The sequence below is a fragment of the Paenibacillus sp. J22P165 genome (genome assembly GCF_059692015.1).
The window spans coordinates 417054-437345 of sequence record NZ_JCAUAP010000002.1 but is presented as its reverse complement, the minus strand read 5'-3'; the positions used below and the strand labels follow the sequence as shown (position 1 = coordinate 437345).

General features: G+C 45.4%; 23 protein-coding genes. 19 read left to right on the top strand and 4 right to left on the bottom strand.

All coding sequences use genetic code 11. The annotated features are described in order from the left end of the window. Window positions 1-59 precede the first annotated feature (59 nt). Complete coding sequence (locus tag AC58QM_RS06150) at window positions 60-245, bottom strand: hypothetical protein (RefSeq protein ID WP_310223313.1); 186 nt, start codon at window positions 243-245, stop codon at window positions 60-62. A gap of 132 nt (window positions 246-377) precedes the next feature. Here AC58QM_RS06150 and steA point away from each other — a divergent pair, with 132 nt between their 5' ends. Further along, window positions 378-1517 carry a putative cytokinetic ring protein SteA gene (gene steA, locus AC58QM_RS06145; protein ID WP_497282252.1) on the top strand — a complete coding sequence of 380 codons (1140 nt, stop codon included), beginning with the start codon at window positions 378-380 and terminating at the stop codon, window positions 1515-1517. A gap of 40 nt (window positions 1518-1557) precedes the next feature. Here steA and AC58QM_RS06140 read toward each other — a convergent pair whose 3' ends face one another. After that, window positions 1558-1821: a DUF2627 domain-containing protein gene (locus AC58QM_RS06140; RefSeq protein WP_497282250.1), complete on the bottom strand. Its 264-nt coding sequence runs from the start codon at window positions 1819-1821 to the stop codon at window positions 1558-1560. 286 nt (window positions 1822-2107) lie between these two features. Between AC58QM_RS06140 and lpdA the strand changes: the two genes are divergently transcribed. From lpdA to AC58QM_RS06120, 4 genes are all read left to right on the top strand, one after another. Further along, window positions 2108-3532 carry a dihydrolipoyl dehydrogenase gene (gene lpdA / locus AC58QM_RS06135; RefSeq protein ID WP_497282248.1) on the top strand — a complete coding sequence of 475 codons (1425 nt, stop codon included), beginning with the start codon at window positions 2108-2110 and terminating at the stop codon, window positions 3530-3532. A gap of 108 nt (window positions 3533-3640) precedes the next feature. Beyond that, window positions 3641-4651 carry a thiamine pyrophosphate-dependent dehydrogenase E1 component subunit alpha gene (locus AC58QM_RS06130; protein ID WP_497282246.1) on the top strand — a complete coding sequence of 337 codons (1011 nt, stop codon included), beginning with the start codon at window positions 3641-3643 and terminating at the stop codon, window positions 4649-4651. Between the two features lies 1 nt (window position 4652). Beyond that, the gene (locus AC58QM_RS06125; RefSeq protein ID WP_310225170.1) at window positions 4653-5633 is read left to right on the top strand and encodes an alpha-ketoacid dehydrogenase subunit beta; all 981 of its coding nucleotides are present in this window, start codon (window positions 4653-4655) and stop codon (window positions 5631-5633) included. 47 nt (window positions 5634-5680) lie between these two features. Further along, window positions 5681-7018 (top strand): dihydrolipoamide acetyltransferase family protein, encoded by a 1338-nt coding sequence (locus AC58QM_RS06120; protein ID WP_497282244.1) that lies wholly within the window; start codon window positions 5681-5683, stop codon window positions 7016-7018. A 4-nt stretch (window positions 7019-7022) separates the two neighbouring features. On the opposite strand, the gene prli42 is transcribed toward AC58QM_RS06120, so the two are convergent. Then, entirely contained in the window at window positions 7023-7127 is a 105-nt protein-coding gene (gene prli42, locus AC58QM_RS06115; protein WP_497282243.1) for a stressosome-associated protein Prli42, read from the bottom strand. Window positions 7128-7199: 72 nt separating this feature from the next. On the opposite strand from prli42, the gene AC58QM_RS06110 reads away from it, so the two are divergent. Further along, on the top strand, window positions 7200-8330 hold the full coding sequence (locus tag AC58QM_RS06110) for a M20/M25/M40 family metallo-hydrolase (RefSeq protein ID WP_497282242.1): 1131 nt from the start codon (window positions 7200-7202) through the stop codon (window positions 8328-8330). A gap of 83 nt (window positions 8331-8413) precedes the next feature. On the opposite strand, the gene mciZ is transcribed toward AC58QM_RS06110, so the two are convergent. Next, on the bottom strand, window positions 8414-8614 hold the full coding sequence (mciZ, locus tag AC58QM_RS06105) for a Z-ring formation inhibitor MciZ (RefSeq protein ID WP_497282240.1): 201 nt from the start codon (window positions 8612-8614) through the stop codon (window positions 8414-8416). Window positions 8615-8822: 208 nt separating this feature from the next. On the opposite strand from mciZ, the gene AC58QM_RS06100 reads away from it, so the two are divergent. The 13 genes from AC58QM_RS06100 (at window position 8823) to AC58QM_RS06040 (ending at window position 20122) form a co-directional block, all read left to right on the top strand. Beyond that, window positions 8823-9377, top strand: a complete 555-nt coding sequence (locus tag AC58QM_RS06100) for an NUDIX hydrolase (protein WP_497282239.1) — start codon at window positions 8823-8825, stop codon at window positions 9375-9377. Then, on the top strand, window positions 9378-10577 hold the full coding sequence (locus AC58QM_RS06095) for an endonuclease Q family protein (protein ID WP_497282237.1): 1200 nt from the start codon (window positions 9378-9380) through the stop codon (window positions 10575-10577). A gap of 160 nt (window positions 10578-10737) precedes the next feature. Then, a complete protein-coding gene (gene spoIIM, locus AC58QM_RS06090; protein ID WP_497282235.1) occupies window positions 10738-11382 on the top strand; it encodes a stage II sporulation protein M in 645 nt (214 codons plus the stop codon). A gap of 102 nt (window positions 11383-11484) precedes the next feature. Next, window positions 11485-11955, top strand: a complete 471-nt coding sequence (fur, locus tag AC58QM_RS06085; RefSeq protein WP_497282234.1) for a ferric iron uptake transcriptional regulator — start codon at window positions 11485-11487, stop codon at window positions 11953-11955. A 182-nt stretch (window positions 11956-12137) separates the two neighbouring features. Continuing rightward, entirely contained in the window at window positions 12138-13268 is a 1131-nt protein-coding gene (gene ald, locus AC58QM_RS06080; protein WP_497282232.1) for an alanine dehydrogenase, read from the top strand. Between the two features lie 59 nt (window positions 13269-13327). Continuing rightward, window positions 13328-13564, top strand: a complete 237-nt coding sequence (locus AC58QM_RS06075) for a DUF4227 family protein (RefSeq protein WP_497282230.1) — start codon at window positions 13328-13330, stop codon at window positions 13562-13564. 96 nt (window positions 13565-13660) lie between these two features. Next, window positions 13661-14557, top strand: coding sequence for a site-specific tyrosine recombinase XerD (gene xerD, locus AC58QM_RS06070; protein WP_497282228.1), 897 nt, complete (start codon window positions 13661-13663; stop codon window positions 14555-14557). A gap of 122 nt (window positions 14558-14679) precedes the next feature. Further along, window positions 14680-15855, top strand: a complete 1176-nt coding sequence (deoB, locus tag AC58QM_RS06065; protein ID WP_497282226.1) for a phosphopentomutase — start codon at window positions 14680-14682, stop codon at window positions 15853-15855. 35 nt (window positions 15856-15890) lie between these two features. Continuing rightward, window positions 15891-16718 carry a purine-nucleoside phosphorylase gene (locus tag AC58QM_RS06060; RefSeq protein WP_497282224.1) on the top strand — a complete coding sequence of 276 codons (828 nt, stop codon included), beginning with the start codon at window positions 15891-15893 and terminating at the stop codon, window positions 16716-16718. Between the two features lie 18 nt (window positions 16719-16736). After that, on the top strand, window positions 16737-17591 hold the full coding sequence (locus AC58QM_RS06055) for a purine-nucleoside phosphorylase (RefSeq protein WP_497282222.1): 855 nt from the start codon (window positions 16737-16739) through the stop codon (window positions 17589-17591). Between the two features lie 156 nt (window positions 17592-17747). Then, window positions 17748-18194: a flagellar protein gene (locus AC58QM_RS06050; RefSeq protein ID WP_497282220.1), complete on the top strand. Its 447-nt coding sequence runs from the start codon at window positions 17748-17750 to the stop codon at window positions 18192-18194. 147 nt (window positions 18195-18341) lie between these two features. Continuing rightward, window positions 18342-18725 (top strand): cupredoxin domain-containing protein, encoded by a 384-nt coding sequence (locus AC58QM_RS06045; RefSeq protein ID WP_056614567.1) that lies wholly within the window; start codon window positions 18342-18344, stop codon window positions 18723-18725. Between the two features lie 95 nt (window positions 18726-18820). After that, window positions 18821-20122, top strand: coding sequence for a pyrimidine-nucleoside phosphorylase (locus AC58QM_RS06040; RefSeq protein WP_497282218.1), 1302 nt, complete (start codon window positions 18821-18823; stop codon window positions 20120-20122). Window positions 20123-20292: the final 170 nt, after the last annotated feature.

Genomic DNA, 20292 nt, shown 5'->3' with positions numbered 1-20292 from the left:
CATAAAAACGGCTCCGCAAGGATGAACCTTACGGAGCATTATGCAAGACCTATGTATGTTTAGTGAACAATGGTGCTAACTCCAGTCTTCTGTAATGCATGTTCCCAACTTGGGTAGTAATACAGGGCGTTTTTCATAAGATCAGGATGCAGCTTCTTCACATTTTTTTTAGCTAGCGATTCCCCTGTGCTGTGAAGCTGCACAATTTGGCCTAACACTTCATCTGCGCTCATGTTTAGCTCCATAGATGTTCCTCCTTTCTTTTAAGATTATAAACAATGCTTGCCATTCACAGCTCAAAATATACATAGAAGTTTGTGGGATCGGGCAAATTAGGTAGGCCATGAGACGACGTTAGGAAAGCAAGGTGTCTAACCATGAACTGGTCATCCTTATCATTATTTGCCGCGAAGCCGAATCTGATCTGCAAAGGGAAAATGGCAAAAATTTCGGGCACATTTGAAACTTATCAACAGGTGCCGAGTGGCCGAATTGTTGTACTTACACAAGGTGACATTGATGAAGAACATGCCCAAGAACTGATAGATCGAAGAGTGAAGGCTATCGTTCAATGTGGACATGTTATGAGCGGTGTGATCCCGACGCAAGGTCCACTTATGCTCCTACATGAGCATATTCCCATTATGGAAGTGGATGAGGTGTATACGGAGCTCTTTCTGCACGAAGCAGAAATCATTATTTATCAAGATACGATTCATGTGAGTGGTCAAGATGTACCTTGTCGTCCATTTACACGGGAGGATTGGCTTAGCACTCAACGGACTGCCAATGAGAGGGTTGTGGAGCGCTGGGAGCCCTTTGTGGAACATACCTTAGCTTATGCGATGCGCGAAAGGCAATCTGTCAAAGCTCCTTTGCCCAACTTGCCACTGCGCACACAGTTCTCAGGCAGATATGTCTTTGTGGTTTCCGCTGGAAAAGGATATAAGAAGGATTTGCAAGCAGCTTGCGGGTTTATAACGGATTTTAAACCGATATTGCTGGGGGTAGGAGCAGGGGCAGATGTACTTATCGCGAACGGTTATCTCCCTGATGTTGTCGTAGGGGATGCGAATCAGATATCGAATCGCGCTTGGCATTGCGGTGCTGAAATCATTGTCCATACGTACCCAAACGAACAGTGTAGTGTTGATGTGAATGTGGAACACATCTTACCGTACACTGGAAACAGTGAAGATGCTGCTTTGTTGTTAGCATACGAAAAGGGTGGAGAATGGCTTGTTACGGTCGGTGTACAGGCGCATATGAGTGATTTTCTGGCTAGCGGTAATGAAAATATGGGGAGTGCCCTTCTTACTCGAATGAAAGTAGGGGCTCGCCTCGTGGATATAAAAACCTTGCAAGCATTTACTTCACGCCAGCCAGTAAATTGGCGGAAAGAAGTGATTTCAACCCTTGTTCTGTCCGGTGCTTTTATTGGTTTAAGTTTGTTTCAACTGCAGTGGATCCTGAAGCGTGCAAGTCATGTCGTGTGGAAGCTTGTAGGGGCAGATTGAGCGCGATTAAAAAATAAAAGGACCGGACACATTGTCCGGTCTATTTATTGCGTTTGGGTTTGAAACGTGGGGCTAGATAGTTCCGTTTGCGATCTCTGAAGAAGGTCCATCCGCCAATAAAAGCAACGCCGATCAGAAATAATACAAGACCTAAGAAAAATTTCCCCCATAACATGCCGCTATTGGTAGCCGTATCAAATTGTGCGAAAATGGCATCTTTCATTGCGAGAAAGCCATAAGTAGCGGTTATTCCTGGAATAACGAGAAGTAGAATAGCAACAAAACGATAAAAGGGTGCTTTCATATTAACTCCTTACTTGAGATGAAACATGTTTTTTCTAACATCATACTCTGAAACGGCTAGCGTGTCTAATTCCCCACATATGAATTAATAAGTTTCCGGTACTTAGAAAAACAAATTCTGATTGGCGATAAAAACAACATTTAAAACACGGTCGCCCATCCTCGAATTGCTTCGTTTGAAGTTTTTCTCACAAATAAGACTATGACTTCGATCCCAAAAAAGGGTAATATAATAGAGACACACATATACATATAACAAGTAATTGTTTCATAGGAGGCTAACATTCATGAGTGAACATAGATATGATGTTGTGGTATTAGGCGGCGGAATCGGAGGCTACACAGCTGCAATTAGGGCTGCACAGTTAGGTAAAACGGTAGCCATCGTCGAACGTGACAAAATGGGCGGTACCTGCTTGCATCAAGGCTGCATTCCGAGTAAAGCATTATTGCGCAGCGCTGAAGTATTTGCTTCGATGAAGCATAGCGAAGATTATGGGATTTCTGCACAATCGGTGTCATTGAATTTTGACCAAGTTCTAGGACGTAAGCAACGGATTGTCGATCAACTACATCAAGGACTTCAGTTCCTGATGAAAAAGAACAAAATTACGATTCATAATGGGAATGGTCGTATTATTGGTCCCTCCATTTTCTCTCCGCGCAGCGGGGCTGTTTCCGTTGAGAAGGAAGATGGTGATATTGAGACGCTTCTTTCGAGCAATCTTATCATTGCAACGGGCTCTAGACCACGCAGCTTGCCGGGATTAGAGATAGATGGCACTTCGATTATCACAAGTGAAGATGCGCTGCGGATGGAGAGTCTGCCGAAGTCTATTATTATTGTTGGCGGTGGCGTAATTGGTGTGGAGTGGGCTTCCATGCTGCATGATTTTGGCGTTGAGGTAACGATTGTAGAAGTCGATAAACGTCTAGTCAATCTGGAAGATGAGGATGTTTCCAAAGAGTTGGAACGTTTGTTCAAGAAACGTGGCATTAAGCTGGAGACAGGTACGAAGTTACTGCCAGAGTCGGTAAAGGTGACGGATGGCATGGTTACGATGCAAGTGGACAAGCAAGGTGAGGTGCACGAGCTATCCGCGGAGCGTGTTCTTGTTTCCGTAGGTCGTGTAGCGAATGTTGAAGCGATGGGGCTTGAAAATACCGATGTCAAAATCGATAAAGGTGTCATTCGTGTCAACCGCTTCATGCAGACAACAGAATCCCATATCTATGCGGTTGGGGATGTTATTGGCGGGTTAATGCTTGCGCATATGGCAGGGCATGAAGGCATTGTGGCGGCAGAGCATATCGCTGGACATCAGCCAGACGAGTTGCAAACGCACCTTGTATCCAAATGCACCTATACAAGACCTGAGATTGCGAGTGTTGGTTGGACCCAGCAGCAGGCAATAGATCAAGGCCGCCAAGTGAAAGTTGGTAAATTTAGTTTCAAAGGAATAGGGAAAGCTCTAGTTTATGGAGATTCCGATGGATTTGTGAAGGTGATTGCCGATAAAGACACGAATGATATTCTTGGGGTTCACATGATTGGCCCTCAAGTTACGAACAGTATCACAGAGGCTGCGCTAGCCCAGGTGCTGAATGCAACACCGTGGGAAGTAGGACAGACGATTCACCCGCATCCGACACTTTCAGAGGCTTTGGGTGAAGCGATGCTTGCTGTGGATGGTATTGCTATTAGCGGATAAAAATTGTAATCATAAACGTTTCCGTTTATAATATGCTTATAGAGTCAAGTACTAGGACCAGGTAATAAGTTTTAGTAGCCATTTAATCTCACTAAGGAGGCAAACTCCATGTCCATTGGTCAGCTATATAAGCACAGAAGTTTAGGATTATCCGATGATGAGGCCTTGCGTATGTATACGGTCATGAGCCTTGCAACGAAATTTGATGAGAGAGCCTTCATGCTCCAACGTGCTGGTAAAATTCCTTTTCACGTTTCAGGAATGGGACAATATGCCGGACAAGTTGGTATGGCATTCGCGATGCAGAATCAGAAGGACTATTTCTTACCTTATTACCGTGATTATGCATTTGTTTTATCGGTTGGTATGACGGTGAAGGATCTAATGCTTGCTATTTTCTGTAAAGCGGAAGATGTGAATAGCGGCGGCAGACAAATGGCCGGTCATTTCGGGGATCGTAAAAATCATATCGTAACAGCATCTTCTCCGGTTACAACACAAGTTCCTCATGCAGCGGGTATTGCTCTGGCAGCGAAAATGAAGAAACAAGATTTTGTTACATTTGTTTCGTTCGGGGAAGGCTCCAGCAATCAAGGGGATTTCCATGAAGGTTGTAATTTCGCAGGTGTACATAAGCTGCCGGTTATTTTTGTTTGTGAAAATAATCAGTATGCCATTTCCGTACCACTTCATAAACAGGTAGCAGGTAAAATTGCTGACCGTGCCATTGGATACGGCTTTCCGGGGATTCAAGTCGACGGTACGGATGTCTTAGAGATGTACCGAGTTACCAAAGAAGCGAGAGAACGAGCTGTTCGCGGAGAAGGTCCAACCTTAATCGAGATGGTGTGCTATCGCATTATGCCGCATTCCACTTCTGATGATGACATGCTATATCGTACGAAAGAAGAAGTAGAAGAAAACCGCAAGAAGGACGGCATTTTGAAATTCAAGGAATATCTCATCGCTTGTGAGCTTTGGAGTGAAGAACAAGACCAAGCACTTCAAGAGCGTCAAAAGCAAGAAGTGAATGAAGCGACGAAGTATGCTGATCTTGCCCCTTATCCGAAGCCGGAAGATACGCTTCTTCATGTTTATGCGGAAGGAGATGGCAACTAAGATGGCAACGATTACGTATTTGGAAGCAATTCGTTCTGCGATGCAAGAGGAAATGCAGAAGGATGACAATGTTTTCGTCCTCGGAGAGGACGTAGGCAAAGGCGGTGTGCTCAACACGACGAAGGGACTTCGCGATATATTCGGCGAAGAACGTGTGTTGGATACGCCACTGGCAGAATCAGCGATCGTTGGTGTAGCCATCGGCGCGGCGATGTACGGCATGAAGCCAATTGCTGAAATCCAATTTGCCGATTTTATATTCCCCGCAACGAATCAAATTCTCAGCGAAGCTGCGAAAATTCGCTACCGCTCAAACAATGACTGGAGCTGCCCGATCGTCATTCGTGCCCCTTACGGCGCAACTGGCGCGGGTGCGTTATACCATTCCCAGTGTCCGGAATCGGTTTTCTTCGGCACACCAGGACTCAAAATCGTCGCACCATCGAATCCGTACGATGCGAAGGGATTATTAAAGGCGGCAATTCGTGATGGCGACCCTGTCCTTTATTTTGAACATAAAAAATGTTATCTTGCGTTATCAGCAGATGTACCAGATGAGGACTATATCGTTCCGATTGGTAAAGCAGATGTGAAGCGTCAAGGGACAGATATTACCGTCATTGCCTATGGCATGGTGGTTAATTATGCACTTCAAGCCGCAGAGGAATTGGCGAAGGAAGGTATTTCAGCGCACGTGCTTGATTTGCGTACCTTGCAGCCGCTTGATCGCGAAGCGATACTAGAAGCCGCTAGAAAAACAGGCAAAGTACTTATCACGCATGAGGACAACAAAACAGGTGGAGTAGGTGCAGAAGTATCTGCTATCATCGCGGAAGAGATGCTATTTGAGCTAGATGCGCCCATCGCGAGACTTTGTGGTCCAGATGTTCCGGCAGTAGGCAGCAATCCGCCAATGGAGAAGTTTTTCTTGCTGAATGCGGATAAGCTGAAGGAAGCCATGCGTCAGCTAGCGTTATTCTAGTTCGTGTTCTTATCCGTTGATCTTTCCCGAAATTAGGAGGTACTTCTATGAACCAAACTGGCCGCCTCACCGAGGTGACTGTTCCGCATTTGGCGGAAAGTCTCGTTTCGGCTACTATCGGCAAATGGCTGAAAAAGCCAGGCGATTATATTGAGCAATATGACGTTCTATGTGAGCTATTCACAGAGAAAGTAAATACAGAAATGCCGAGTCCCATTGAAGGCAAGCTGATCAAAATCATTGTCGGTGACGGTGAAACCGCTGCGGTAGGTGAAGCGATTTGTATCATTGAAGAGCCAGCTGACTCTTCGGCAGGCACTTCCGCTGCACCAGCAGCTGTCTCTGCATCTGCAGTCGTCTCCGAAGACGACGCGGATCAAAGCATGCGTGGCCGCTTCTCTCCAGCGGTCCATAGACTTGCCCAAGATAATCGCGTGGATTTGTCACGCGTACCGGGTACTGGCCTTGGCGGGCGGATTACCCGTAAGGATGTTGAGACCTTCATCGCATCTGGCGGAGCCAATGCGGTGGCACCGGCAGCGGTTCAAGCTGCGGCGCCAACAGCTCCTGCAGCACCAGTTGCTGCGGAAGAGCCAGTGAACCAGCCCGTTCGCAGCTCAGGCATCCATTTGTCAGCGAGTCCTCAGACCCCGCTGAGCGAAGCAGAAGGCCACAATCTCGATGTACGGAATGAACATTTCATTGATGTAACGCCAATGCGTAATGCGATTGCTACGAAAATGCGACAAAGCGTCACGGAAATTCCACATGCGTGGACAATGATCGAAGTCGATGTGACGAATCTCGTGGTTTTACGGAACAAGGTGAAGGATGAGTTCATGCGTCGTGAGGGAATCAACTTGACTTACCTAGCGTTCATGCTGAAAGCGGTCGTCAATGCGATTAAAGATTACCCAATTATTAACTCCGTATGGGCTGTAGATAAAATTATCGTGAAACGCGATATTAATATTTCCTTGTCCGTTGGGACGGAAGATTCCGTTATGACCCCAGTCATTAAGAAAGCGGATCAAAAGAATATCGCAGGTCTAGCTAGGGAAATTGATGAGTTGACGAAGAAAACTCGTGCGGGGAAATTATCGCTGAATGATATGGTTGGCGGTACGTTTACTGTAAATAATACAGGCTCCTTCGGTTCGATTCTCTCGTACCCAATCATTAACTACCCACAAGCAGCGATTGTGACGTTTGAATCGATTGTGAAGAAGCCTGTCGTGATTCAAGATATGATAGCGGTTCGTTCCATGGTTAACCTTTGCTTATCGCTCGATCACCGTATTCTTGATGGTGTGATCTGTGGAAGGTTCCTGCAGAGAGTGAAAGAAAATTTAGAAAGCTACAACGCGGATACTAAAATTTACTAATGGTTTAAGATGTGAAAAACAGACCGGCTGTAAACAATATACTGGATAACAGCATAACGAAGAGCATAATGTAAATAACAACTTTAAACCATTTCTTATTTTGTAGCACGGGATTCACTCCTTTATCATCCAAGCTTGTACCGTTTTATTGTAACTCAAAGTGTGTATCGGAGGAAAGTACATGATTCAACAAGATCGTTTAATTAAAGAGTTCATATCCTTAGTTCAGGTGGATAGTGAAACGCGATTTGAGCAAAACATTTGTGTCGTTCTCAAAGAAAAATTCAGTCAGCTAGGCTTGCAGGTTGTTGAGGATGACTCGATGTCCAAAAGCGGTCACGGCGCTGGCAATTTGATTTGCACATTGGAAGCAACAGACAGTAACGCAGCGATTCCAACCATTTTCTTTACGTCACACATGGATACAGTCGCGCCTGGCAATGGCATCAAACCGCAAATTGGGGAAGATGGTTACATTCGCTCAGACGGCACGACGATTCTTGGAAGCGATGATAAAGCAGGAATTGCGGCAATGATCGAAGGGATTTTAGTTCTCAAAGAACAAAATATCCTGCATGGTCGTATTCAGTTCATCATTACAGCTGGGGAAGAGAGCGGCTTGAAAGGCGCTCGTGCGATGGAACGCAGCAGCATGGAAGCTGAGTTTGGATTCGCGCTAGATTCCAATGGCAACCTTGGCGCTATTGCAACTGCAGCACCTGGACGTGCGGAAATTGAGATCATTTTCCATGGCAAATCCGCTCATGCGGGAGTGAATCCGGAAGATGGGATCTCAGCCATCCAAGTGGCTAGCAAAGCCGTTTCACGCATGTCTCTAGGCAGAATTGATAATGAAACGACTGCGAACATTGGCAGCTTTTCTGGCGTAGGACCACTGAACGTGGTATGCGACAAAGTGAAAATGGAAGCTGAAGCGCGCAGTATCGTTCAGCATAAGCTGGAAGCGCAGATTGAAGCAATGAAACAAGCATGTGAATCTGCCGCTGCGGAAGCGGGAACGACATGTGAGTTCCATGCGGATATCGTGTATGCATCCTATATGCATGACGATTCAGCACCGATTGTGCAATTGACGTCTCGTGCAATGAGTACGATAGGTCTTACGGCGCAAACATTCCACTCAGGTGGTGGAAGTGACGCGAATATTTTCAATGGCATGGGTATCCCTACTGTGAATTTGGCCGTTGGTTATTTAGAGATTCATACGGTCAAAGAGCGTATCGCGATAAGTGATCTCGTCAAAACTGCAGAACTCGTCGTTGCCTTAGTGAAAGAAGCGGCCAAGGTTTAGTACTTGGTACAATAAAAAACCGATTCGTCCGCCAATTGGCGCGGCTAATCGGTTTTCGTTTTATTATTTTAGTTATATGCGAATTAGTTGGCAGCCAAGGGGAATGGGAGTATGCGAGCGGAATGCCCCTGTACCTTCGTATTAGAACGAGTAGGTAATCCAGCTAGATAATCAACAACGGTTACTTTGGGATCGCCTTGCAGAAGCATTTGCCCAAGCTGATGTTTGACTTCCCAGGCTTTACCCACAAGTCGAATTTGTTTATCACTCACATAGCTCTTCATAGGGAGACCCTCTTTTCAGGAAAATATTTGACCACAATAGAAAATATAAGTTTTCGGTTCCCGAAAACGTCTTTCTATTTGGCGATAAAACTTACCTCTAGACGCGGTCGCTCATCATTGAATGGCCTCGATAGAAGTTTTCTCATATAATGAACGATATGCAAAAAGTGGACAAGTTATGCCAACTTTATATGGATGAGGTGCTCAAATGACAGAACATAAAAAGTTTGAAGAAGTGACAATGAGTAGTGAAATGATTTTTAAAGGTAAAATCATTTCCTTGCAAGTAGATCAGGTCAGATTGCCGAATGGAGGAACAGCTTCCCGTGAGATTGTGAAGCATCCAGGTGCTGTCGCGGTCATTCCACTCTTAGGTGATAAGATGATTGTTGTTGAGCAGTACCGTAAGCCACTAGAGAAGAGTCAGGTAGAGATCCCTGCAGGTAAGCTTGATAGTGGAGAGGAGCCCTTGAAAGCGGCTTTGCGTGAGCTTGAGGAAGAGACAGGGTTTCGAACAGATAACATTCGCTTGGTTAGTTCGTTCTACACATCACCAGGTTTTGCAGACGAAATCATTCACTTATACATTGCAGAGGATCTAGTGAAGGGAACGGCGAATCCGGATGACGATGAATTCTTGGATTGTGAGGCTATAACCTTGGAGCAAGCACAGCAGTATATGCGTGAAGGCCGTATCAGCGATGCTAAGACAATCATGGCTGTTTACGCGTGGCAACTGTATAAGCTGACTGGTCAGATCTAGATGTTGAAGGATTACTACGTAGATCTTCATATTCACATTGGTCGAACGGAGAAGGGGCAAGCTGTCAAAATTAGTGCAGCCAATAATCTCACTTTTTTCAACATTGCTCATGAAGCTGCGAACCGAAAAGGGATGGAAATGATCTCCATCATTGATACCCATTCTCCTTCCGTCCAAGAGGAGATTATGATGTATTTGGATAAGGGGGAGATGATGGAGCTTGAAGGCGGAGGTATTCGCTATCGGGAGACATCGATCATCCTAGGAAGCGAAATTGAAGTAAGGGACCCTGGGATGGGTCCTGCTCACGTTTTGGCCTATATGCCCACCCTGCAGGTGATGCAGGAATTTACAACATGGATGAGCCGGTACATGAAAAATGTGGAGCTTAGCTCTCAGCGTATTTATGTGCCTGCTCGTGTGCTTCAGGAAGAGGTAATAGGTCGAGGTGGTATTCTGATCCCTGCGCACATCTTTACGCCGCACAAGAGCGTGTATGGCAGCGCTGTAAGCTCGATGAATGAGTTGCTTGATGTAAATCAAGTTCCTGCGGTTGAACTTGGTTTAAGCGCGGATTCCGACATGGCAGGATTGATCTCGGAACTCGATGATTTTACCTACCTGACGAACTCTGACGCGCATTCTCTTGCCAAAATAGGTCGTGAATACAATCAAATGCGGCTTGCTGCTCCGACCTTCGTCGAATTAGTCAAAGCCCTAGAGCGCCAGGAAGGTCGAGGCGTCACGGCGAACTACGGGTTGAATTCACGATTAGGCAAGTATCATCGAACGTATTGCAGCCTCTGTGAGGCTGTTCTGGATGAAGGAGCTGCATCAGTCGAGCGTTGTATGAATTGCGGTAGTCCTAAGATTGTTCGTGGCGTGATGGATCGGATTATGGCGATCGCAGATCGTGAGAAGTCCTATCAACCTGACCATCGTCCTCCGTACCATTTTCAAGTTCCCTTAGAGTATCTGCCAGGGTTAGGGCCTAAGAAGCTTGAGCAGCTGCTAAGCAGGTTCGGAACGGAAATGCATGTCTTACATCATGCGAAGCCTGAAGAACTAGTAGATGTCGTTGGGGAAGAAATTACTTCATATATCGTACAAGCTCGGGAAGGAACCTTAACGCTTGAAGTCGGTGGCGGAGGAAAATACGGCAAAGTGAGAAAAACTTCAATCGAAGCAATTCAAGGGTGAGCGACCGCGTTTTGTATGTAGTTTTTATCGCCAATAAGAATTTGATATTCCGTATATCGGAAACTTGTAAATTATTATGTGGAGAAAAATCATTCATAGTTTTGACTTCTCGCTCATAAGCTTGTCTTTGTAGAGGTTGTACAAGGAAGGAGTGGCGAGTGTGAATAGGAACTTAACGATGAAACAATATATGAAGGATAATTTGCCGTTATTTATATTCGTCTCTGTGCTCTTTGTTATTGGCGTAGTGTTCGGTGCTGTCATGGTGAATGCTCTTTCATTGGAACAAAGGACCGAGATGACACGCCACTTAGGCAGTTTCTTCCATGAGATCAATGAAGGTATCGAAATTGATAGCCAGCAATCGTTTAGCCAAGCATTTGGCATGCATATGAAGTGGATTTTATTGATCTGGTTATTTGGTCTATCCATTATTGGTTTACCGTTGATCTTAGTACTAGATTTTCTAAAAGGTGTATTGATCGGCTTCACGGTAGGCTACTTGGTGGGGCAGATGTCGTGGAAAGGAATGCTCTTCGCGCTTGTGGCCGTCGTTCCACAGAATTTAATTGTGATTCCGGCTATTTTATTCTGCAGCGTGGCCGCGATGTCATTCTCTCTCTATATGATTAAACATCGAATCATGAGTCGGAGTGGTAACATTTACCAACCTTTCATGAGATATACAACAATCACTTTAATGATGGGTGGCTGCCTCTTAGCAGCCGCATTATTAGAAGGATACTTCTCCCAATACATGATGAAATGGGTAACCCCAATGCTGGTAGGGGTTTATGGGGAATGAAATGAATTGTGATTCTGTTTGACTTTGTAAGTAAGCTCCCCCTATAATGAAAAGAGTGGCTAAAACTGGGCTAGGATGCCCACCTTTCTGAGGGGGAGGCATATGGAAACAAGGATCGAGAAAATTAAGCAACAACTGCAATCTCAGGGGTACAAGCTTACGCCTCAACGGGAAGCGACTGTTCGCGTTTTATTGGAAAATGAACAAGATCATCTTAGTGCAGAAGATGTGTTTATGCTTGTGAAGGATAAGGCGCCAGAGATCGGTCTAGCAACTGTCTACCGTACTTTGGAGTTACTGAGTGAGCTGCATGTCTTGGAGAAAATGAATTTTGGCGACGGTGTGGCCCGTTACGATTTGCGTGACGATAATTCACGCCATCATCACCATCACTTGATTTGCGTGCAATGCGGAGCCGTAGATGAAATTATGGAAGATTGGCTCGGACCTTTCGAAGAACGGTTAGAGACTGAATTTCATTTTCAAGTCCTAGATCATCGACTTGATTTTCAAGGTATTTGCTACCGCTGTACCGAACGAGGGAAACCGGACTCATTGGAGAAATCCCACTAACAGTCTCTGTAAGGAAACTGTTCAAATTATGAAAATGCCTGTATGCTGTCACTTGCATACAGGCATTTTTGTATTTTTCTCATATGATAAATAGGAGTAAGGTAATCACGTTCCGTCACATAATTGGCAGGGGAGTAGGGGTACATTATAGACGAATGAACAGAAGGAAGAAGGTGGCGAGTGTGTCAAAACCATGCCTAGTCGTTGGAGTTCCTAAAGAAATTAAGAACAATGAAAATCGTGTCGCCTTAACGCCAGGCGGTGCAGGTATGCTGCAAATGTCTGGTCATCGTGTATTGGTCGAAGCGGGAGCAGGCATTGGTAGTGGCTTTGCTGACGAGGATTATAAACAAGAAGGTGCGACAATTATCGCCAATGCGTCAGATGTTTGGGCACAGAGCGATATGATCATGAAAGTGAAAGAGCCGCTGCCAGCCGAATATGGCTATTTTAAAGAAGGGCAGATTCTATTTACGTATCTGCATTTAGCTGCAGCTGGCGATTTGGCTACTCAGTTATTAGAGAAGCAAGTAACGGGCATAGCTTACGAGACGATTCAGATGCCGAATGGGTCGCTGCCATTGCTGACGCCAATGAGTGAAGTGGCGGGCCGGATGTCTGTGCAGATTGGCGCTCATTATCTGGAGAAGTTTTATGGTGGCCGCGGTATTTTACTAGGCGGTGTCCCCGGTGTTCCACCAGCGGATGTCATTATTCTAGGCGGCGGAATTGTTGGCACGAACGCAGCCAAAATGGCGCTAGGTCTTGGTGCTAATGTCGTAATCATTGAGCGCAGTGCAGACCGCATGCGAGCGCTGGATGATATTTTTGGAGGACATCTCCGCACGTTGATGTCCAATCCGTATAATATCGCGAGCGCCGTTCAGAAGGCGGATCTGCTGATAGGTGCAGTTTTGATTCCTGGGGCGAGAGCACCGCGATTAGTGACGTCCGCGATGGTGCAGAGCATGAAACCGGGGGCGGTCATCGTGGATGTAGCCGTCGATCAAGGCGGATCCATCGAAACGATCGATCGGGTGACAACTCATAGTGATCCCACGTATGAGAAATACGGTGTGCTTCATTATGCGGTAGCCAATATGCCAGGGGCTGTACCAAGAACTTCGACGCTTGCATTGACGAATGTGACGTTGCCTTATGCCTTGGAGTTAGCTAATAAAGGCTTCACGAAGGCCTTGGCGGAGAATTACACGCTACAGCTAGGTGTGAATACCTACAAAGGCAGTGTTACTCATCCGGCGGTTGCAGAGGCGCTTGGTATGCCGTACACCAAATTGATTGACTTGTCATAATCATAGGCCGAGCCTCATATTCTGTTCCTAAGACATGGAATAGACATGGGGGCAGGGCTATGATATTTTCTTATCGAAAATTAATTGTTCGATTACAGTATATTTTGGTTTTTGTCGCGTTGACGGTCGTTTTATATCAAGTATTGCTCGCCATTTCCGGTTGGATTCAGCCTGTGAACAAGTATAAAGCGCCGACGGGTAAATCCGTCAAAGTATTCGGACAAAGTGAACATGTCTCTTTTGATTCGAGTTCGATGAGTGAGCGTTTACGTTTGTTCTACTGGTATGGTGAGTAAAGCGAAAAATAAAGGGATTTCATCTAGCCTTGTGGAATGCTATACGTTGATAGTTATAGGCAAGTATAGCAGGTAAACGAGGGAGAGACTGACATTATGACGAGTGAGGTGCAAACCTTCATCCGATTTTTGACGACTGAACGAGGTCTTTCACGGAATACACTCGAATCCTACGAAAGAGATCTCCTTCAATTTGTTACGTATCTTGAGGTGCAAGGTATTACAAGCTGGCGAGAGACCGGGAAAATGCAAATTGCAAGCTATTTAGCACAGTTAAAAACGCTCGGACGAGCTTCAGCAACCCTCTCACGTATTCGCGTTTCCTTACGCTCTTTTTTTCAATATATGGTGAAAGAACGAATCATTGATTCGGATCCTTCCGTATTCATCGAGGTGCCTAAGCTTGAAAAAAGGCTTCCGAAAATACTGAGCATTCATGAAGTTGAGAAACTGCTTGAAGCACCTCAGTCTGAGCAAGTAAATGGTGCACGAGATAAAGCGATGCTAGAATTACTCTACGCAACAGGGATTCGTGTATCTGAACTCGTCTCATTGAATATCGCAGATGTGAATCTGGAGATGGGCTTCATACGATGTGTTGGCAAAGCGGAGAAGGAAAGAATGATCCCTCTAAGCGGTATTGCCATACGAATGTTGGATACGTATATGAAGCAATATCGCATGAAACTCCTGAAAAGATCGACTGAAGAAGATGCCCTATTCATAGGACATTTGGGCACGCGGATGACGAGACAGGGCTTCTGGAAGATTATGAAGCGGTATGCAGTAGAAACCGAAATCACGAATGAAATTACGCCACATACGCTTAGACATTCTTTTGCTGCTCATTTAATCGAAAATGGTGCTGATCTGCGATCCGTGCAGGAAATGCTAGGGCATTCTGATATTTCATCGACACAGTTATATGTTCAAGTGACGAAGCTTAAAATGAAGGATGTTTATAATCGAGCTCACCCTAGAGCTCATTTATAGCTCGCGTGGCATTATGGCGGCAATTCCATTAGGAATTGCTGCTGTTTTGCATTCACGGGTTGGAAGTGGGATAATGAAGGGTGGATATCATTACAATTAGGGATTGATTTGGAGGGACATCGGTGCGCTTTGAACGAATTAGTTTAATCGTATTGGATAGCGTAGGCATCGGAGAGTTACCGGATGCTGAACAGTTTGGCGACCTTGGAGCACATACTCTTGGTCATATAGCAGAGAAAGTCAGAGGCTTTGCACTGCCCCATTTGCAGCAAATGGGATTAGGCAAAATTGCGGATATTCAGGGGATTCCCCCTGTTTCGTCACCAGAAGGTTATTATGGCAAAATGGCAGAGGTATCTGTTGGCAAGGATACGATGACAGGGCATTGGGAGTTGATGGGACTTCGTATTTCTACTCCATTTAATGTATTTCCTAACGGTTTCCCTGAAGCTTTGATCTCGCAATTCGAGCAAGAGACAGGTCGCAAGGTAATTGGCAATAAACCTGCTTCGGGCACAGAGATTTTAGATGAGCTTGGCGAGGAACAAATGAAGACGGGAGCATGGATTGTCTACACGTCTGCCGATAGTGTGTTTCAATTGGCTGCACATGAAGAGATCATCCCGTTAGATGAGTTATATCGCGCATGCGAAGTAGCTAGACGATTAACGATGCAAGATGAATTTGCAGTAGGACGCGTCATAGCTAGACCTTATCTGGGTACCCCAGGGGCATTCAAACGTACACCGAATCGCCATGATTATGCGGTTAAGCCACCCGCGCCTACCGTGATGAATCAATTGAAGGACGCAGGATGGGATGTCATCGCTATTGGCAAAATTAATGATATCTTTGACGGCGAAGGCGTAACCAAAGCAACTTCCACGAAAAGTAATTTGGATGGCATTCAGCAGACGATCGACGTATTGGGAACATCGTTCAAAGGACTTGCTTTCACAAACCTCGTAGATTTCGATTCCTTATATGGTCACCGACGTGATCCAGAAGGGTATGGACGAGCTCTAGAGGAGTTTGATGCCTATGTGCCGCAGCTGAAGGCGGGGCTTGGTCCCAAGGATCTGCTCATATTAACAGCGGACCACGGGAATGACCCTGTGCATGCAGGGACGGATCACACACGCGAGTATGTGCCGATTTTACTGTATAGCCCAAGCTTCCAATCGCCTGTTTCCTTAGGAATACGGGGGACATTCGCTGATTTGGGAGCAACGATCGCTGAGAACTTTGGCGTACAACCAACCGAGCATGGTGAGAGCTTCCTGCACCTTTTGAAATAAGAAGCAGTTTAAATTTGTTGAGGAGGCATGATGACATGTCAAATACGTCGATGATTCAAGAAATTCAAGAAGCAGCAGCATTTATTAAAAAGGAAACGAATATTACACCGCAAATTGGTCTTATTCTCGGTTCAGGTTTAGGTGTTCTCGCGGATTTGATTGAGCAGCCTATCGTCATTGATTACTCCCGGATTCCGCATTTCCCGGTCTCTACTGTTGAAGGACACGCGGGGGAGCTAGTTGTTGGATCCATTAAGGGTAAACAAGTGCTTATGATGAAAGGACGCTTTCATGCCTATGAAGGTTATGGAGCGGAAACGGTCTCATTCCCTGTACGTGTCATGAAAGAGCTTGGCGTGGAGACACTAATCGTTACCAATGCTGCAGGCGGGATTAATGAAACTTACCAAGTTGGCGATCTTATGGTCATCAGCGATCATTTGAATATGACGTTCCGCAATCCGTTGATTGGACCGAATGATTCAGCCCTAGGTGTTCGCTTCCCGGATATGTCCGAAGCGTACAGCAAGCGTCTGCGCAAGTTAGCGCATGATGTAGCGGCTACACAGGATTTTAAACTGCAAGAAGGGGTCTATGTGGGGCTGCTTGGTCCTAACTATGAAACACCTGCTGAAATTCGCATGTTCCGTACTTTGGGTGGTGACTCCGTAGGGATGTCAACCGTTCCTGAGGTAATTGTCGCTCGTCACGCGGGCATTGAAGTGCTTGGCTTCTCTTGTATTTCCAATATGGCCTCGGGAATTCTGGATCAACCGTTATCCCATGCTGAAGTTATGGAGACGACTGAGAAGGTTAAACCGAAGTTCTTAAAGCTAGTCCTAGGCATTATCGAGGCGCTCTAAGCAGAAAAGGAGATTATCATGACATTGTCTTACATACAAAAAATTAACGAGGCTGCAAGCTTCATACAATCGCGTCTAGGCAGCGTATCACCTTCCATTGGACTAGTTCTAGGTTCTGGCCTTGGTGATATGGCGAATCAAGTTGAGCAGCCAATTGCAATTGATTATAGTGAGGTTCCACATTTCCCTGTATCGACTGTTGAGGGGCATGAAGGTCGATTTGTTGTTGGTACCCTAGAAGGTAAACAAGTTATCGTGATGCAAGGTCGTTTTCATTATTATGAAGGCTACGATATGAAAAAAGTTGTGTTCCCCGTGTACGTAATGAAAGCTATTGGGGTACAAACCGTGGTAATGACGAACGCGTGCGGCGGGATGAATCGTTCTTTCCATGCGGGTGATTTGATGTTGATTAGTGATCATATTAACATGACAGGTGACAATCCACTGATTGGGCCGAACCATGCAGAGCTAGGCGTTCGTTTCCCGGATATGTCCGAAGCGTACAATCGTGAATACCGCAGTCTTGCTCGTAAGCTAGCAGCTTCTGTAGTAGGAGAGGACGGTACTCCGCTGCAACTGCAAGAGGGTGTTTATGCTGGAATTACGGGTCCTACCTATTGCACACCTGCAGAATTGACGATGCTGGCACGTATTGGCGGCGACGCGATCGGTATGTCTACGGTAGGTGAAGTGATTGCAGCACGTCATGCAGGACTTAAGGTACTTGGCATTTCCTGCATTACAGATATGGCAATTGGTGAAGAACTTGAGCCTTTGACGCATGAACAGGTTGTGGCTGTTGCCAATCGGACGAAGCCTAAATTTATTGCATTGGTAAAAGCATTCGTTCGCGAAGTGCAATTGGGATAAATTGGATTAGATGAATCATGGTTTTTTGTGGAAAAGAGCATCTTAAGACCTATCCTTTTGTGCCGGGCACATGGTAGAATGTAGTTAATTAGAACTATATTCGATGGTGGACTATCTGAGATAGATTACCTATTCCATAGAAGGATGTGTTGGAGCATGGCAGTTCCTCAACAACTCATGGTGGCCAATTGCCCGCGCTGCGGGAGAGTGTTTCAGAGAAATATACGCAACCAATGCATGGATTGCAGCACGAGCATGAACGATCAATTGAAGGATTGTGTGGATTATCTCCGTAGAAATTACCGTTCATCCAATGAGCAGGTTTGTGCTGCTACAGGTGTTTCCAATATGCAATTACAAGTTTGGATGAAAGAAGGCAAGTTACATCTTGCTGATTATCCGAATTTGAGTTATCAATGTGCTTCCTGTGCGGAAGCAATTCGTGAACATAAGCTGTGTGTAAGTTGCAGTACCCGTATTACTCGTGAGATTAGGAAGCTTTCAGAGAGTGGAACCATACAGCAGCGTATGAAGCAACCTGAATCGAAACCGCTGGGTAACACAGGTGGCTTCAAAATTAGTGATCGCTGGAATCGTGTGTAATTTACACGTGAATGGGCAATAGTAAGATGGAGTTCAGTTCACAAATTCGTCACGAAATAGTCAAAGTTTTGCCACGTAGTAGATATGGGATTATTCTCTGATGTTAGGTAGAATAGATGAAGTGAACACACGATGAGGGGGATATGCATGCAAAAGTGGATTTTCTTTGTATTATTTATACTTGCGGGCGCATTGGGGCTGGGAGTCCTCTTTCAAGATATTTCTGATCGCCAAGAGGCACAGGAAGCCGAGGCTGCCGCTGGTAAAATGCAACAGCTGAAATTGGTTGCTTCAAACTGGCAGTTTGATACGCCAGAGTACACAATCAAAAAAGGTGAGCCTACAAAAGTATCTTTATCTTTAAAAGAAGGCGTACATGCGGTTGAAATTGTTGGGTTAGATATCAAACTCGATAAAGAAAACCCTTCGAAGGAAATTACGTTTGACAAACCAGGTACATATGAAATTGATTGTGTTCTTCCTTGCGGCGAAGGACATGCCAAAATGAAATCCAAACTAATTGTACAATAATCTTTATAGATGACAGATAAGAGGGGGCTTATTAGCTCCCTTTTTTCCATTTTCCTAAATGTGAGGTAAGATGGTATTTAAAGGAGGTATTCTTCATGAGAATGGTTGATTTAATACATAAAAAACGCGTTGGTGAAGCGTTAACTGAACAAGAAATTACGTTTATCATTACGGACTACACGGCTGGGCAGATCCCGGATTATCAGATGTCTGCTTTCCTAATGGCGACGTTCTTGAATGGTATGACGGATGAAGAAACATCCTTTCTTACATTGGCTATGGCGGGATCAGGTGAAATGATTGATCTGTCAGAGATTGCTGGTGTGAAGGTCGATAAACACTCTACAGGTGGTGTGGGTGATAAAGTAAGCCTTATCGTAGGGCCAGTTGTCGCTTCGTTGGGTATTCCTGTGGCCAAAATGTCAGGAAGAGGCTTAGGACATACTGGGGGGACTTTAGATAAACTGGAGTCTATCCCAGGCTTTCAGATCGAATTATCGAAGGAAGCTTTTATCGAAGCGGTGAACACGAACAAAATTGCGATTGTTGGTCAGAGCGGTAATTTAGCACCCGCAGATAAGAAAATCTATGCTTTGCGCGATGTGACTGCAACGGTCGATAGTATTCCTTTGATCGCCAGCTCCATCATGAGTAAGAAAATTGCCTCTGGCGCAGAAGCGATTGTTTTGGATGTGAAAATAGGCTCGGGCGCTTTCATGAAAACGGTGGAGGATGCGCGCGTTCTTGCACGTACGATGGTGGATATCGGAACTCGCTTGAATCGGAAAACCATCGCGATGATTACGGATATGGATCAGCCGCTTGGCCGAGAAATCGGTAATGCGAATGAAATTCGAGAGTCTATCGATGTGCTTCGCGGAACAGGTGATGCGGAGCTAACGGAAGTTGCAATTTCCGTAGCAGCTTACATGACAGTCCTAGGCAAGGTGTTTACCTCCTTCGAGGAAGCACAGGAAGCTGTTCGTGACATCATCACGAAGGGTAAGGCATTAGATACGTTCAAGCGATTTATCGCCAGCCAAGGCGGTGACGCACGCGTTGTTGATCAGCCAGAGTTATTGCCAACGGCCGCTTATCATATTGAGGTTAACGCACAGCAAGCTGGCTTCATCAACGAAATTCAAGCTGAGAATATCGGAATTGCGGCTATGCTGTTAGGCGCGGGTCGGGCAAAGAAGGAAGATTTGATCGATTATGCGGTTGGGCTCACGTTGAATAAGAAAATTGGTGATGCCGTTCAGGTGGGAGAATCCATTTGTACCATTCATGCGAACCGATTAGATGTGACTGAGGTTGAAGCTATGATTCTTAATGCATATCAGATTACCTCAACACAGCCAGCACAGAAGCAATTGATTTATGATGTCATTGAATAGTTAGCGTTGCGAGAGAGCACTTTCCTACGGGAAGGTGCTTTTTGTCATTATGGCTTATTTTCACCCTCATGGAATAATTTAGAGGGAATTCGTCAACACTGATTAGCAGTCATTCATGCTGCAAAATGCCAAACTTTCACTTCATACATCTCAGGAGGGGTACAATTGCT

What these genes read in the sequence shown, in the direction of transcription:
- AC58QM_RS06150 (WP_310223313.1), bottom strand. Translation starts at nt 245, where the DNA reads ATGGAGCTAAACATGAGCGCAGATGAAGTGTTAGGCCAAATTGTGCAG.
- steA (WP_497282252.1), top strand. Translation starts at nt 378, where the DNA reads ATGAACTGGTCATCCTTATCATTATTTGCCGCGAAGCCGAATCTGATC.
- AC58QM_RS06140 (WP_497282250.1), bottom strand. Translation starts at nt 1,821, where the DNA reads ATGAAAGCACCCTTTTATCGTTTTGTTGCTATTCTACTTCTCGTTATT.
- lpdA (WP_497282248.1), top strand. Translation starts at nt 2,108, where the DNA reads ATGAGTGAACATAGATATGATGTTGTGGTATTAGGCGGCGGAATCGGA.
- AC58QM_RS06130 (WP_497282246.1), top strand. Translation starts at nt 3,641, where the DNA reads ATGTCCATTGGTCAGCTATATAAGCACAGAAGTTTAGGATTATCCGAT.
- AC58QM_RS06125 (WP_310225170.1), top strand. Translation starts at nt 4,653, where the DNA reads ATGGCAACGATTACGTATTTGGAAGCAATTCGTTCTGCGATGCAAGAG.
- AC58QM_RS06120 (WP_497282244.1), top strand. Translation starts at nt 5,681, where the DNA reads ATGAACCAAACTGGCCGCCTCACCGAGGTGACTGTTCCGCATTTGGCG.
- AC58QM_RS06110 (WP_497282242.1), top strand. Translation starts at nt 7,200, where the DNA reads ATGATTCAACAAGATCGTTTAATTAAAGAGTTCATATCCTTAGTTCAG.
- mciZ (WP_497282240.1), bottom strand. Translation starts at nt 8,614, where the DNA reads ATGAAGAGCTATGTGAGTGATAAACAAATTCGACTTGTGGGTAAAGCC.
- AC58QM_RS06100 (WP_497282239.1), top strand. Translation starts at nt 8,823, where the DNA reads ATGACAGAACATAAAAAGTTTGAAGAAGTGACAATGAGTAGTGAAATG.
- AC58QM_RS06095 (WP_497282237.1), top strand. Translation starts at nt 9,378, where the DNA reads ATGTTGAAGGATTACTACGTAGATCTTCATATTCACATTGGTCGAACG.
- fur (WP_497282234.1), top strand. Translation starts at nt 11,485, where the DNA reads ATGGAAACAAGGATCGAGAAAATTAAGCAACAACTGCAATCTCAGGGG.
- AC58QM_RS06075 (WP_497282230.1), top strand. Translation starts at nt 13,328, where the DNA reads ATGATATTTTCTTATCGAAAATTAATTGTTCGATTACAGTATATTTTG.
- xerD (WP_497282228.1), top strand. Translation starts at nt 13,661, where the DNA reads ATGACGAGTGAGGTGCAAACCTTCATCCGATTTTTGACGACTGAACGA.
- AC58QM_RS06060 (WP_497282224.1), top strand. Translation starts at nt 15,891, where the DNA reads ATGTCAAATACGTCGATGATTCAAGAAATTCAAGAAGCAGCAGCATTT.
- AC58QM_RS06055 (WP_497282222.1), top strand. Translation starts at nt 16,737, where the DNA reads ATGACATTGTCTTACATACAAAAAATTAACGAGGCTGCAAGCTTCATA.
- AC58QM_RS06050 (WP_497282220.1), top strand. Translation starts at nt 17,748, where the DNA reads ATGGCAGTTCCTCAACAACTCATGGTGGCCAATTGCCCGCGCTGCGGG.
- AC58QM_RS06045 (WP_056614567.1), top strand. Translation starts at nt 18,342, where the DNA reads ATGCAAAAGTGGATTTTCTTTGTATTATTTATACTTGCGGGCGCATTG.
- AC58QM_RS06040 (WP_497282218.1), top strand. Translation starts at nt 18,821, where the DNA reads ATGAGAATGGTTGATTTAATACATAAAAAACGCGTTGGTGAAGCGTTA.